Source organism: Sphingobium trunci, assembly GCF_022664535.1.
Classification (GTDB): domain Bacteria; phylum Pseudomonadota; class Alphaproteobacteria; order Sphingomonadales; family Sphingomonadaceae; genus Sphingobium.
The window spans coordinates 1-12256 of sequence record NZ_JAKUJY010000045.1 but is presented as its reverse complement, the minus strand read 5'-3'; the positions used below and the strand labels follow the sequence as shown (position 1 = coordinate 12256).

Here is a 12256-nt window from a genome sequence, read left to right as displayed (position 1 = left end):
GTTGGCTAAGAAGGAAGCATATTGAGGAAGTTGAACGGCCCAAAACGGCGGTGTTTCGCTTCGACAAAGTTGACCCGGTTGAACCGTCATCACAGTTTGGCAACACTGGTCCTCAAGGATGGGGCTTCACCCTATGGGGCTCGCCGGATGGCGAAGAGTTCATGTACCGTCATCTGCTTGAGACTTTCGCTAGGCAGAACCCCGATGCGCACCTTGAATTGCCCGAATGGTATGACCGCGAAGACCTTATCGAAGGCAAACTTATCTGGCATTCCCAATGTGTTTGGATTTGGTATGAAACTGTGCTGTCTCACATTTGGCTCTGGTCTGCCAAAAGGGACGTGATCGACAGCTTGCGAAGCGCGCTGTTGCCTATAGCGAAGCCAAGCTGATCGGTAGCCAATGTCGGCTGTGTCCTGCCAGCGTCCGAAAGCGGACCGTCGCAAAGTCACCCGTGAGGGTCATTTATGACGCGCCTACAAATGCGTCAGAAGTTGTTCGAGCATCCGTGTCCCGGCCTCGCTCTGGGCGATTAAGCATGGCTCATCCCATTCATGTTCGAACAGGAAAGTTTCGCCCCCAAATGTCAGGCGATCATATGTGGGTTGAACGTCGCGTAGCACCCGACCGAACAGGGACAAGATTGCTTCGCGAACATTGGCAAGATCATCAGGCGCGAACTCCAAGGACGCGCTGCCGTTGGGAAGAGGAAGTAGACTGGTAGCCATGACCCAGTATGCATAATTTGGGTCTGCTTTACAGCTTCCTCCTCCGAGGACCTGAAATTCCGCTACCCACCCAAAAAACGTCAGTTCAATGCTTGCCCGGCTTGTTGGAGGTGCCCGGCGCCGTCGGGTTGATGAGCTTTGCCCCTGTGGGCAATCCGGTGCCGCCCATGTCCAGCTTCTGCACTTCGCTGCGGGCGACGTTGACGGGATTGTCGCGTTCCCTGATCGCCGCCTTGGTTTCCGCGTCGAGCCGTTCGTCCGGATCGCCGTCGCCACTGCCGCGGGTCCAGCCCAGGATGATCGACATGCGCCGGTTGCGCGGGTCGTAGACGTCATCCTTGGCGAAAGGCTCGCGATCGGCGACGCCCTCGATCCGGGCGAAGCGGTCATTGCCGATGCCGTTGGCCGCCAGCGCCTTGCGCGTCGCTTCCGCACGGGCCGATGAGAGCATCCAGTTGTTCATCGTCTGGCCCGAACTGTAGGGCAGGCCGTCGGTATGACCGCGCACGATCAGCGGATTGGGCATGGTCTTGATGGTCTGCGCGACCTCGTTGACCAGTTGCTGCGCCTGGGGAAGCAGGCGATCGGTGCCCATGGCGAACATCGCGAAATCCGCCTCGTCGATCAGGTCGATGCGCAATCCTTCGCGGGTTTCGGTGAAGCGGATATTCTTGAGCAGCCTGGCCAGGCCCTGGCGCTTGGCCATGCGCGCTTCCAGTTCCCGCTTGATCGATTCGAACTTGGCGCGGTCGGCCGCCTTGGTCGCCTTGCCGCCCTGATCCTTGGTGCCGGACGCATCGCGCGGGATGGTGATGGCCAGATTGCCCTGCCCGCCGGTGGTCGGGTAATTTTCCTTGGCCATCATGCTGTCGCCGCCGAACAGGCCGTTGGACCCCGCCGAATTTTCCTTCATCTGCACCAGCGTCGGGGTGAAATAGTCGGCCAGCCCCTTGCGCTGCTTTTCCGTGGTCGCGCCCAGCAGCCACATCAGCAGGAAGAAGGCCATCATCGCCGTCACGAAGTCGGCATAGGCGACCTTCCATGCGCCGCCATGATGGCCGCCATGACCATCGACGATGATCTTCTTGACGATGATCGGCCTGGGTTCCGGCTCGTTCGCCCCGCGCTTCTTCTCGGCCATGGCTTATTTGCCCCGCATGCCGTCGAACACTTCGGCGAAGGCCGGCTGGTTCGCGTGGGTCAGGCTGGAGCGCGCAGCCTCGATCACCAGCGGCTGCGGGTGGCCGTGCAGCGAGGCGACGATGATCTGCTTGACGACATGATACATGGAACCGTCCGCCTCGATCACCGCGCGGCAGCGATTGGCGAAGGGATTGACCATGCCGTAGGCGAGCAGAACGCCCAGGAAGGTGCCGACCAGCGCCGACCCGATCATGGCGCCCAGGATCGCGGGGGGCTGGTCGATGGAGCCCATGGTCTTCACCACGCCCAGAACCGCCGCGACGATGCCGAGCGCGGGAAGGGCGTCGGCCAGCCCCTGAAGATTGTCGGCCGGACGCAGCGCTTCATGATGGTGCGTCTTGAGCGCATTATCCATGACTTCCTCGACCGCATGGGGATCGAGCGTGCCGGAGGAGACGACCACCAGGCGCAGCGTGTCGCTGATCAGGTGGATCAGCGTCTTGTCGCCCATCAGGCGCGGATATTCGGAGAAGATGGCGGAACTGGCCGGGTCCTCGATATGCGGTTCCAGCGCGACCGGGCCTTCGACCCGCAGCGTCTTCATCAGGCGCGAGACGAGGAAGATGCAGTCGAGAAAATCCTGCTTCTTGTATTTCGGCCCCTTGAACACCTTGCCCAGGCCGCCGGCCAGCGCCTTCAGGTCGGAACCGCTATTGCCGATGATCAGGGCGCCGACGGCCGCGCCGCCGATGATGATCATTTCATGGGGCAGGGCGTGCAGAATGGGGCCGATGTCGCCGCCTGTGAAAATGAAGCCGCCGAATACCATGGCGAGCAGCACGACCAGGCCGATGATTGCGAACATGATTATCCCCGAAAATTCTGCCCGAAGGCGCCGTCTCGAAAGGAGCATCGCACGAAAGACGCTCTCGATTGGTTAATACGGCCTGGTTCTTCTGTGGTTTAGGGCGCCGGTCGAAAAAAGAATAACCATGTTTCCGGCGCAAAGGGGCGCCTTATCAACCGGTTGCTGGAACCGGCCGACCGTCGATCCGTCCTGCGGGTGCGGCGCGGGCGCGCGCCCCTGCACGCTTATTTGATGAGGTCGAACAGCGTCTGCTGGTTGATCCGGGCAAAGGCCGACTGGGCGGCGTTGAGCTGGAGCAGCTTGGCCGAAACCGAGGAAATCACCTGGGTCAGATCGGTCGATTCCAGGCCCTGCCGCCGTTCGGTCAGGTCGAGATCGACGTCGGTCAGGCGCGTGCCGATGGTGTCCAGCCGGTCGGAACGGACGCCCTGCTTGGTCTGCTCCAGCACGACGTGGCTCTGCGCCGCCTTGATCGCGTCCAGGCCGGAGGCGAGGTCGGTGTCGGTGCCGCTTTGCAGCGCCGTGATGCTCTGGTTCATGATGTCGTCGATTGACATGGACGTGCCGTTGACGTCGATGCCCTCGGACACGTCCTGCTTGGTGCCGACAACCGCCAGGTTCAGACCCCGACTCACCGGAACCAGCACGCTCTGGCCGTCGTCGAAGATGGGAACGCCATTATAGTCGGTCTGGTTGAGCAGGGAATTGATCGTCGTGCGGATCGTCTTCATTTCCTCGAGGATCGCGGTCTTGCCGGTATCGCTGATGGAACCGTTGCGGGCGGACGTCATCAGTTCCTGCGCGCGGGTCAGCAGGTTGTTCATTTCATCCAGATTGGCTTCCGCCGTCGATGCGCGCGTCGTTCCGGTGCTGACATTGCTCTGCCAGGCGGCCTGCTGCGCCTGCGCGCGGCCGATGTCCGACACCTGCACCCAGGCGAGCGCATTGTCCGAGGGCCTGTTGAGCGTCTTGCCCGTCGAAATGGCGGTCTGGCCGTCGACGATGCTTTGCGACAGCTGCTGCTGGCGCCGGATTTCTGCCAGAAGGACCTTGTTGGTGATGCCGACCATGGTGCCGTTCCTTTCCGTCAGATGATCTGCATGATGGAGTCGACGGTATCCTTCGCGACCTGAAGGATCTTCGCGCTGGCCGAATAGGCCTGCTGGATGCGCAGCAGGTCGGCGGCCTCGACGTCCAGGTCCACGCCGCTGACCGCTTCGCGCGCGGCGACGGCCTGGTCGCTGCGGTTCTGCGCCGTGGTATTTTCAGCCTTTGTGGATGCCAGCAGATTGGCATGGGTCGCGATCAGCGCGGTCCAGCCCTGCTCGACACTGCCATTGCCGCGCAATGTCGTCGAAACGGTGAGCAGATTGCCGTTCGCCGTGCCGTCGGACGACTTGGTGGCGAGCTGCGTCGGGTCGGAGATCAGCGCCGTCACGGTCGCCGCGCTGGTGCCGGACAGCAGCGGCGCGCCGCTCGTGCCGCCGTCGGTCGTGCCCTGCGCGTGCCAGTTGTTCATGTTGGTGACGAACTGCTGGGCGAGGGTGTCGAGGCTGGTGCGGCGCTGCGTCACCGTATCGGCCGCGGAGAAGAGCCCGCCCAGCGTGCCGTTCGCCGGGGCGGTCAGCGCCGTGCCGCCGCTGGTCGCCAGCGAAAGCGTGCCGTCCGTGTTGGTGGTCAGCGCGACGGTGGTGGCGTTGGTGCCCTGCACCAGCGACTGGCCGTTATAGTTGACGATCGCCTGGCCATTGGTGCCGAAGCTGATGTCCACATTCAGATTGGACGACAGCGTGTTCAGTTCCGCGTCCCGGCTGTCGAGCAGCTGGTTGTAGGCGGAGGTGCCCGGCGTTGCGCGCAGCAGGCTGTTGTTGATGTCGGCAAGATCGCTGATCGAACGGTTGATCGTATCGACCGAGGACTGGGCCTCCGTCGCAATGCCGCTCGACACCTGTTGCAGATCGGCGGAGGTCTGCTGAAACGCCTGGGCGACGCGGCTGATGCTGTCCAGCACGGTCACGCGGAGCGACTTGTCGGTCGGGCTGGCGGCCAGCTTGTCCAGATTCTGGTACATGGTCGTCATCAACTGGCCGACGCCGGTTTCGGTGTCGTTCAGCGCCGTTTCCGAATCGGTCAGCCAGCGCAGCCGCGCGGTCGAGCTGCCCAGCGACATGCCGGTATAGCGGACCGCCGCGTCCAGATAGGGGTCGGTGGCGCGATTGACGCTCTTGACGGCGGTACCGCCGAAATTGGCGCGCGACGTGTAGAAGGCCATGGTCGCGGTCGACGAACCGGATTCGACCGTCGTCACCGATCGGCGTGAATAGCCCTCCGTACTGGCATTGGCGATATTTTCCGATATCGCCGCCATGGCGGTGCGATAGGCCTTGGTGCCCGATGCGCCGATGATGAAAAGGTCGCTCATTCGCTCTTGCCTTCGACAGGCGCGGCGGTGCCGCCCACCCTGGCGCCGAACTGGTGCATCAGCATGTCGGCGATGCCCAGCGTGCCGCGCGTCGCCATGCTGTCGGCGGTGCGGGCATCGGCCATGTCGCGGAACTGGTCGGTTGCGCTGGAATCGTTGATGCCCTCGGCCAGGCTGGCCGAGCGCATCGCGCCCATCATCTGGCGCAGGAAGATCGCCTCGAACTGTTGGGCGGCCTTTTCCAGGGCAGCCTTGCCCTGCGTCCCGCCCGCCGTCGATCCCGTCGTAGAAGTCGCACCAATCTGCATCACAACACCACCAGTTCAGCCTTGAGCGCTCCCGCCTGTTTCAAGGCTTCGAGGATCGCGACCATGTCCGCGGGGGAAGCGCCGATGGCGTTCACCGCTTTCACTATATCGGTCAGCGATGCTCCACCTTTAAAATTAATCATTGGTTTCTTTTCCTGATCGATCGAAATCGAACTGGATTGCTCCACCGCCGTCTGCCCCTGGGAGAAGGGTGCGGGCTGAACCACGCGGGGCGATTCATTGACGCTGACGGTGATCTTGCCATGCGCGATGGCGGCCGGATGGATCTTGACCGCGCCGTTGATGACGACCGTGCCGGTGCGGGCATTGACGATCACCTTGGCCGGGGCGTCGGCGGGCGAAACCTCGATATTCTCGATCATGCCCATCATCATGATGCGGTCGCTGGCGCCCGGCGCGGCGTCGATCGTCACCGACACGGCGTCGATGGCCTTGGCGCGATGGTCGCCATAGGTGCGGTTGATGCCGTCCGCGACGCGCAGGGCGGTCGTCAGGTCGGCTTCGGACAGGTTGAAGGTCAGCGTCGGCGCGGTGTCGAAGCCGGTCGCGACCGCGCGTTCCACCGTGGCCCCGCCCGGAATGCGGCCGGCCGAGGGGATGTTGACCGACACCTGGCTGCCGTCCGCGCCGGAGACGCCGAGGCCGCCGACGGCCAGATTGCCCTGCGCCATGCCGTAAATCTCGTTATCCGCGCCGCGCAGGGGCGTCATGATGAGGGTACCGCCGCGCAGCGACTTGGCCTTGCCCAGCGCCGATACGGTGACGTCCAGACGCTGGCCGGGCTTGGCGAAGGCGGGAAGGTCGGCCGTCACCAGCACCGCCGCCGCATTCTTGAGCGCGGGATTGATCCCCTGCGGCAAGGTGAGGCCGAAGCGCGACACCACGCCCTTCATGCCCTGCGTCGCATAATCGAGGCTGTCGTCGCCCGTGCCCGCCAGGCCCACGACGATGCCGTAGCCGGTCAGCTGGTTGGGACGCACGCCCTGGAACGTGCCCAGATCCTTGATCCGCTCGGCATGGGCGGGAAACGCGATCAGGGCCATCAGGGGCAGCAGGAAGCGAAGCAGGCGGGTCATGGCTGGCATGTCCATCAGAAGGGGCTGATCATGGAGAAGAAGCGCTGCAACCAGCCCTGGCGGCTGGCGCGGGCGATTTCCCCCTTGCCGGTGTAGATGATCTTGGCGTCGGCCACGCGGGTCGAGGCGATGCGGTTGTCCGGGCCGATATCGGCCTGGCGGACAAGGCCGCTGATCTGGATGAATTCGTCGCCGCGATTGAGCGTCAGCGCCTTCTCGCCCTTCACCAGCATGGTGCCGTTGGGATAGGTCGCCGCGATCGTCACGGTGATCTCGCCGTCGAGCTGGTTGGACTGGGTGGCGGCGCCCTTGCCGGTGAATTTGCTGGTACCGCTCGCCGTCGTATCGCTGGCCGTGAGGAGCTTGGACAGCACGCCGGTGGTCGGCGGCGTCAGGCCGATATTGCCGTCACGGGCGGTATCGGCGCTGTTGCTCTTGGTCGCCTGGGTCTTTTCCACCAGCACGATGGTGATGATGTCGCCCACGCTGGTCGCCCGCGCGCCGCTGGTGAGCGGGGTATAGCCCATCGAAGCCTGAAAGATCGAACCATTGGCCGGCGGCGCGGCAGGTGCGGCAACGACGGTGGGGGCATAAAATTGCCGCTCCGCGTCGCGCTTCTTGCCGGCCATGGCCGGGGAGGCGGCCAGAACGGCCATCGACAGGGCGATCAGGGATACTGAAGCGCGGCGCATCGTCACCCTCACAGCTGCTGGTTGGCGTATTGCAGCATTTCGTCGGTCGCCTTGATCATCTTCGAATTGACCTCATAGGCGCGCTGGGTTTCGATCATGTCGACCAGCTCTTCCACGACATTGACGTTGGAGGTTTCCAGATAGCCCGAGCGGACCACGCCCCGCCCGTCCAGCCCCGCGACGCCGACCTGCGGCGTGCCGCTGGCGGCGCTTTCCTTCAGCAGATTGCCGCCGATCGACTGGAGGCCGCCGGGGTTCATGAAGCTGGCCAGTTCGATCTGGCCGAGCTGGGTGGGGCTGGTCTGGCCCTGAAGCGTGGCCGAGACGGTGCCGTCATTGCCGATGGCGATGCTGGTCGCGCCTTCCGGCACGGTGATCTGCGGGATCAGCGGCAGGCCGTCGCTGGTGACGACGACGCCTTCCGCCGTGGTCGTGAAATTGCCCGCGCGGGTGTAGGCGATGGTGCCGTCGGGCTGCTGCACCTGGAAATAGCCCGATCCCTCGATCGCCATGTCCAGCGTGTTGCCGGTCTGGTTCAGCGTGCCCTGTTCGTTGATCTTGCTGGTGCCCTGCAACGAGACGCCGGAACCCAGATTGAGGCCGGTGGCGAACTTGTTCTGGCTGTCCGAATTGGCGCCCGCGGCCACGATCTGCTGATAGGCCAGCGTCTCGAAATCGGCGCGGTCGCGCTTGAAGCCGGTGGTGTTGACGTTCGCCAGGTTGTTGGCGATCACGCGCATCTTCGTGTTCTGCGCGTCAAGGCCGGTGCGGGCGACATGAAGGGCGGCGTTGGTCATCTATAGTCTCCGTGACACATGGTCATGCACGCTTCAAAGCAAGGGGCGTGCCAAATTGACCATGGGCTTTAGCTGTCGAGCCTCATCAGCGATGCGCCGCCATCGTCGAGCTGCTTGGCGGTGTCGATCATCTTGATCTGGGTTTCCCAGGCGCGGCTGGCCTCGATCATCTGCACCAGCGCCGATGTGGCGTTGACGTTCGATCCTTCCAGCGAACCGCCGGTGACGGTGGCGATCGGGTCTTCGGGCAGGGCGCCCCCATTCACTTCGCGGAACAGGCCGTCCGTGCCCTTGGCGATGCTGGACCCGACCGGGCTGACCAGCTTCAGCTTGTCGACCTGCTGCGGGTTGGCGGGGTCGCCGCCCTGCGGCACGCCCCAGATGCTGCCGTCCTTGGCGATCGAGACGCTGTCCATCTGCGGCAGGGTGATGGGGCCGCTGTCGCCCAGCACGGGCATGCCGTCGCCGGTGGTCAGCAGGCCGCTGTCATTGACCTTGAGGTCGCCGCGGCGCGTATAGGCTTCGCTGCCGTCCGCGGCCTGGACGGCGAGCATCGCATCGCCGTTCATGGCCACGTCCAGCGGATTGCCGGTCTGGGTGACCGCGCCTTGCGCCATGTCGGCGGCGATCACCTGTTCGGATGCCTGCGCCCGCGTGTCGAACGTGTCGCCCTTGATCCAGCGCGTCTCGGCATTGGCGATCTCGCCGCGAAAGCCGGTGGTGTTGACGTTCGCCAGATTGTTGGAGATCGCCGCCTGCCGCGCCATCGCGCCGCGCATCGCGGTGAGTGCCGTGTTGACGAGCCGGTCCATGGGGTCTTCCTTCGTGGATGCCGGTCGGGCTTGCCAAGGTGCCTGCACCCTGGTTGAGCCCGCGCGGGGTTTGACCGTAGCCAAGGCGCGGATGCGTCAGCATCCCTGCGCCTTGAAAATTACGTCCGCATGTTGACGATGGTGGTCGACAGCGTATTCGCCGCCTCGATCGCCTTCGAGTTCGCCTGGAAGTTGCGCTGGGCCGAGATCAGGTTGACCAGCTCTTCGGTGATATCGACGTTGGAACGTTCCAGCGCGCCCGAATTGACCGACCCGTAAAGGCCGCTATTGCCCAGGCCCAGCATCGCCGTGCCACTCGCATTGGTTGCGGTCCAGTGGGCGTCGCCCTGCTGGCGCAGGCCTTCCTGCGAATTGAACGCCGCCATCGCGGTAGCGCCCAGATAGACGGTGGTGCCATCGGCATAGACGCCGGTGATCTTGCCCTGTTGCGACACGCCGACGCTGGTCAGCTGGTTGCCGGTGCCGCCATCGGGCCAGTTGGTCGGAACCTTGAGGTCGGTCAGCGAGGACGGAGTCAGCGACGAATCGACCGTCACGGTGGGATCGCCGGTGGTGGGATCGAGCGGGATCACCTGAAGCCGGGCGCCGGTCGAATCGACCACATAGCGATTATTATCGACCGAAAATGCGCCGTCACGGGTATAGCTGACCTGATCGTCGGCGGTACGCTTCACCGTGAAGAAGCCTTCGCCGGTGATGGCCATGTCCAGCGTCTTGTCGGTGGTTTCCAGCGTGCCTTGCGTGAACTGCTGCTGGATGCCCATCACGCGGACGCCCTGGCCCGAAACCTGGGTGGTGGTCTGCATGGGGGCGGCGGCGAAGATGTCGCCGAACGCGGCATCGCTCTTCTTGAACGCGGTCGAATTCACGTTCGCCACATTGTTGGCGATGCTGGACAGGTCCGCCTGGGCGGCCTTGAGCCCGGAAAGCGAGATATAGAAGGACATGGCGTTGCTCCTTGGGTGAAAAGGGAAAAAGAGGTGATGGAGGGCGGATCAGCTCAGGCTGATCGCGTCCGTTGGGCTGTAGCTTCCCAGCGCGGTGATGAGCTTGGATGCGCTGCCGTCGGCGGGTGACTGGACGGCGGCGATGGTGGCCCAGCTTGCGACGCTGGTGGGCGACGCCCCGTTGACGCGAATGCTGAGCGGCCCGGTGGCAGCGGTGTTGCCGGTGGCATCCTTGCCGTCCCAGTAGAACGGCACGTCGCCCGCGGCCTGATCGCCCAGCGCAATGGTCTTGACCACATTGCCGCTGCTGTCGACCAGATCGACCGACGCGCCGCTGGTGGCGCTGCCCAGGGTGATCTGGCCGGCATATTGCCCCGCGGCGTCGGGCGATGCGATATTGCTCTTCACCAGCATCGACTTGCCGATCCAGCTTGCAGCGTCGCCCAGCCGGGTTCCGGTCAGTTCCGACGCCATGCTTTTGAGCGTCGCGTTCATTTCCGCGATGCCGGTCGAATTGGTGATGGTGGCCATCTGCGCGACCATCTGGGTGTTGTCCATCGGCTGCATCGGGTCCTGCGCCTGCATCTGGGTGGTAAGCAGGCGAAGAAAGTCGCTCTGGTCCATCGTCGACTTGCCGGTGCCGACATTGGTGTTCGCATTGTAAACGGAAAGACCCGCGCTGTCGGTTACTGTCGAGGTCGTGGTCATTTGCCGATCCTTATGGTTTCGAGCATCAGGGACTTGGCGGTGTTCAGCACCTGCACATTGTTCTGGTACATGCGTGCGGTCTCGATCATGTCGACCAGTTCCGCGCTGCTATCCACGGCCGCTTCCCACACATCGCCATTCTTGTCGGCCAACGGATGGTTGGGATCGTGGCGCTTGGTGGGCTGCGCGTTGGTGGTGACGACATTCTTGACCTTCACGGTCGAGACGCCGGGGCTGTCGGTGACGGATTCGAACACCGGCTTGATCGCGCGATAGGCATCCGCGGCGCTGCCCGTGACATTGCCGGCATTGGCCATGTTGGACGCCGTGGTGTTGAGCCGCACGAGCTGCGCGCTCATGGCGCGGCCGGCGATGTCGAAGACGTTCATGGGACCCGAGCCGCTCATGCTCATTCTCCCTTCAAGGCGCGCGTGATGGTGTTGATGCGGCCCTCCAGGAAGGAGAGGGTCGTGCGATATTTGACGGCATTTTCCGCGAACAGCGTCTGTTCGGTGCTGAGTTCGACGGTGTTGCCGTCCAGGCTGGGCTGCAGCGGCACGCGATAACCCATCGAATCATCGACGGCCTGGGACACGTCGGCCGCGGATTTGCCCTGCTGCGTCGTGGCTTCCTTGAGCGCGGACTCGAAATCGATGTCGCGCGCCTTGTAGCCGGGCGTGGAGGCGTTCGCGATGTTGGACGCGAGCAGGGACAGGCGCTGCGAGCGAAGCGCCAGCGCCTTTCCATGTATCCCGAACAATCCGTCTTCCAGCGACATTTCCGTCTTTCCGCTTTTTCGACCCGGATTTTCTCTCCGGGGCCTAAAACTTCTGCCTCACCCGTCGTTCTGAGGCCTGATGGCGTGAACTGCGGGTGATCCAGCCTGATATTCGCAAGAGCCGTGCCAATTTGCGTGGGTGGCGCAGGGGCAAGGACGAAAATGGCGGAAATACGGGGGATTGCTGGGGCGGGGCGGCAAGGGCGGCAAAAATCTGCCGGTCGGGGGCAGGGCTTTGCCGCCGGCCGTAAAAGGCTTCGGGGACTGGTGAAATGGTCGGTATCATGACGCATCTGTTCGATCCTCTGACACTGGCCATGATGGTCGCCGGGATCGGGCTGATCGTGTTGTTCCAGAATGGCGGGCGTGCCCTTGGGTGCGCCCTTGCGGCGTTGAAGCCGCTGCTGACGGTCGATCCGCGCAGGGATCGCGACGCGGCCCGCGTGGCGATGCTGAAGATCGACCAGGTCGCGCAACTGCGCGGGCTGGCCTGCACCGATCGGGTGAAGACGGCCCATCCCTTTCTTGCCCAAGCCGCGCGCAAGCTCGCCAATATCGAAAGGACCGAGCAGTTCGAACTGTGGGCGGCGCAGGCGCTGGCCGACCGGGCGCAGCGCCACGCCAGCGCGCGCAATGTCTGGCTGTCCGTCGCCGACGCGGCGCCCGCATTGGGCATGGCGGGAACGATCATCGGCCTTGTCGGCATGTTCGCGGCGATGGACGACCCCGCGTCGCTGGGGCCTTCCATGGCTCTGGCGCTGCTCACCACCTTTTATGGCGTCGTGATCGCCAATGTCGTCGCGGCCCCGATCGCGGCACGATTGGCCGATCTGTCCGAGCGCGAACTCGCCTGGCAGAAGGAAGTCGCGGATCGCATGGCCATCATCGCGCGGCGGGAAAATGTGCCGTCGCGGCGGGCTTCGATCCGCGAGGTC

At 63.9% G+C, this 12256-nt stretch carries 15 protein-coding genes; 2 read left to right on the top strand and 13 right to left on the bottom strand.

Features of this window, described 5'->3' with window-relative positions; genetic code table 11:
* Positions 1-392, top strand: a 392-nt coding sequence (locus MJ601_RS21395) for a hypothetical protein (protein WP_242130421.1), incomplete at its 5' end; no start/stop codon positions are given.
* Between the two features lie 421 nt (positions 393-813).
* On the opposite strand, the gene MJ601_RS21390 is transcribed toward MJ601_RS21395, so the two are convergent.
* From MJ601_RS21390 to flgB, 13 genes are all read right to left on the bottom strand, one after another.
* Positions 814-1869, bottom strand: a complete 1056-nt coding sequence (locus MJ601_RS21390) for a flagellar motor protein MotB (protein WP_242130420.1) — start codon at positions 1867-1869, stop codon at positions 814-816.
* Between the two features lie 3 nt (positions 1870-1872).
* Complete coding sequence (motA, locus tag MJ601_RS21385) at positions 1873-2736, bottom strand: flagellar motor stator protein MotA (RefSeq protein WP_242130419.1); 864 nt, start codon at positions 2734-2736, stop codon at positions 1873-1875.
* 227 nt (positions 2737-2963) lie between these two features.
* On the bottom strand, positions 2964-3809 hold the full coding sequence (locus MJ601_RS21380) for a flagellin (RefSeq protein WP_242130418.1): 846 nt from the start codon (positions 3807-3809) through the stop codon (positions 2964-2966).
* A 17-nt stretch (positions 3810-3826) separates the two neighbouring features.
* The gene (gene flgK / locus MJ601_RS21375; RefSeq protein WP_242130417.1) at positions 3827-5161 is read right to left on the bottom strand and encodes a flagellar hook-associated protein FlgK; all 1335 of its coding nucleotides are present in this window, start codon (positions 5159-5161) and stop codon (positions 3827-3829) included.
* Entirely contained in the window at positions 5158-5469 is a 312-nt protein-coding gene (locus tag MJ601_RS21370) for a rod-binding protein (protein ID WP_242130416.1), read from the bottom strand. The genes flgK and MJ601_RS21370 overlap by 4 nt, the downstream gene beginning before the upstream one ends.
* A complete protein-coding gene (locus MJ601_RS21365; protein WP_242130415.1) occupies positions 5469-6566 on the bottom strand; it encodes a flagellar basal body P-ring protein FlgI in 1098 nt (365 codons plus the stop codon). Before MJ601_RS21365 ends, MJ601_RS21370 begins: the two co-directional genes overlap by 1 nt.
* Positions 6567-6580: 14 nt before the next feature.
* Positions 6581-7258 carry a flagellar basal body L-ring protein FlgH gene (locus tag MJ601_RS21360; protein ID WP_242130422.1) on the bottom strand — a complete coding sequence of 226 codons (678 nt, stop codon included), beginning with the start codon at positions 7256-7258 and terminating at the stop codon, positions 6581-6583.
* A gap of 8 nt (positions 7259-7266) precedes the next feature.
* Positions 7267-8055, bottom strand: a complete 789-nt coding sequence (gene flgG, locus MJ601_RS21355; RefSeq protein ID WP_242130414.1) for a flagellar basal-body rod protein FlgG — start codon at positions 8053-8055, stop codon at positions 7267-7269.
* 68 nt (positions 8056-8123) lie between these two features.
* Entirely contained in the window at positions 8124-8867 is a 744-nt protein-coding gene (locus MJ601_RS21350) for a flagellar basal body rod protein FlgF (RefSeq protein ID WP_242130413.1), read from the bottom strand.
* Positions 8868-8986: 119 nt separating this feature from the next.
* Positions 8987-9835, bottom strand: coding sequence for a flagellar hook-basal body complex protein (locus MJ601_RS21345; protein ID WP_242130412.1), 849 nt, complete (start codon positions 9833-9835; stop codon positions 8987-8989).
* A 48-nt stretch (positions 9836-9883) separates the two neighbouring features.
* A complete protein-coding gene (locus MJ601_RS21340) occupies positions 9884-10543 on the bottom strand; it encodes a flagellar hook assembly protein FlgD (RefSeq protein WP_242130411.1) in 660 nt (219 codons plus the stop codon).
* Positions 10540-10950, bottom strand: a complete 411-nt coding sequence (gene flgC / locus MJ601_RS21335; protein ID WP_242130410.1) for a flagellar basal body rod protein FlgC — start codon at positions 10948-10950, stop codon at positions 10540-10542. The genes MJ601_RS21340 and flgC overlap by 4 nt, the downstream gene beginning before the upstream one ends.
* A 2-nt stretch (positions 10951-10952) precedes the next feature.
* The gene (gene flgB / locus MJ601_RS21330) at positions 10953-11321 is read right to left on the bottom strand and encodes a flagellar basal body rod protein FlgB (RefSeq protein ID WP_242130409.1); all 369 of its coding nucleotides are present in this window, start codon (positions 11319-11321) and stop codon (positions 10953-10955) included.
* A gap of 272 nt (positions 11322-11593) precedes the next feature.
* Here flgB and MJ601_RS21325 point away from each other — a divergent pair.
* The coding region (locus MJ601_RS21325) for a MotA/TolQ/ExbB proton channel family protein (RefSeq protein WP_242130408.1) at positions 11594-12256 on the top strand (663 nt) is incomplete at its 3' end.

What these genes read in the sequence shown, in the direction of transcription:
- MJ601_RS21365 (WP_242130415.1), bottom strand. Translation starts at nt 6,566, where the DNA reads ATGACCCGCCTGCTTCGCTTCCTGCTGCCCCTGATGGCCCTGATCGCG.
- motA (WP_242130419.1), bottom strand. Translation starts at nt 2,736, where the DNA reads ATGTTCGCAATCATCGGCCTGGTCGTGCTGCTCGCCATGGTATTCGGC.
- MJ601_RS21345 (WP_242130412.1), bottom strand. Translation starts at nt 9,835, where the DNA reads ATGTCCTTCTATATCTCGCTTTCCGGGCTCAAGGCCGCCCAGGCGGAC.
- flgK (WP_242130417.1), bottom strand. Translation starts at nt 5,161, where the DNA reads ATGAGCGACCTTTTCATCATCGGCGCATCGGGCACCAAGGCCTATCGC.
- MJ601_RS21390 (WP_242130420.1), bottom strand. Translation starts at nt 1,869, where the DNA reads ATGGCCGAGAAGAAGCGCGGGGCGAACGAGCCGGAACCCAGGCCGATC.
- MJ601_RS21360 (WP_242130422.1), bottom strand. Translation starts at nt 7,258, where the DNA reads ATGCGCCGCGCTTCAGTATCCCTGATCGCCCTGTCGATGGCCGTTCTG.
- MJ601_RS21380 (WP_242130418.1), bottom strand. Translation starts at nt 3,809, where the DNA reads ATGGTCGGCATCACCAACAAGGTCCTTCTGGCAGAAATCCGGCGCCAG.
- flgG (WP_242130414.1), bottom strand. Translation starts at nt 8,055, where the DNA reads ATGACCAACGCCGCCCTTCATGTCGCCCGCACCGGCCTTGACGCGCAG.
- MJ601_RS21350 (WP_242130413.1), bottom strand. Translation starts at nt 8,867, where the DNA reads ATGGACCGGCTCGTCAACACGGCACTCACCGCGATGCGCGGCGCGATG.
- MJ601_RS21340 (WP_242130411.1), bottom strand. Translation starts at nt 10,543, where the DNA reads ATGACCACGACCTCGACAGTAACCGACAGCGCGGGTCTTTCCGTTTAC.
- flgC (WP_242130410.1), bottom strand. Translation starts at nt 10,950, where the DNA reads ATGAGCGGCTCGGGTCCCATGAACGTCTTCGACATCGCCGGCCGCGCC.
- flgB (WP_242130409.1), bottom strand. Translation starts at nt 11,321, where the DNA reads ATGTCGCTGGAAGACGGATTGTTCGGGATACATGGAAAGGCGCTGGCG.
- MJ601_RS21370 (WP_242130416.1), bottom strand. Translation starts at nt 5,469, where the DNA reads ATGCAGATTGGTGCGACTTCTACGACGGGATCGACGGCGGGCGGGACG.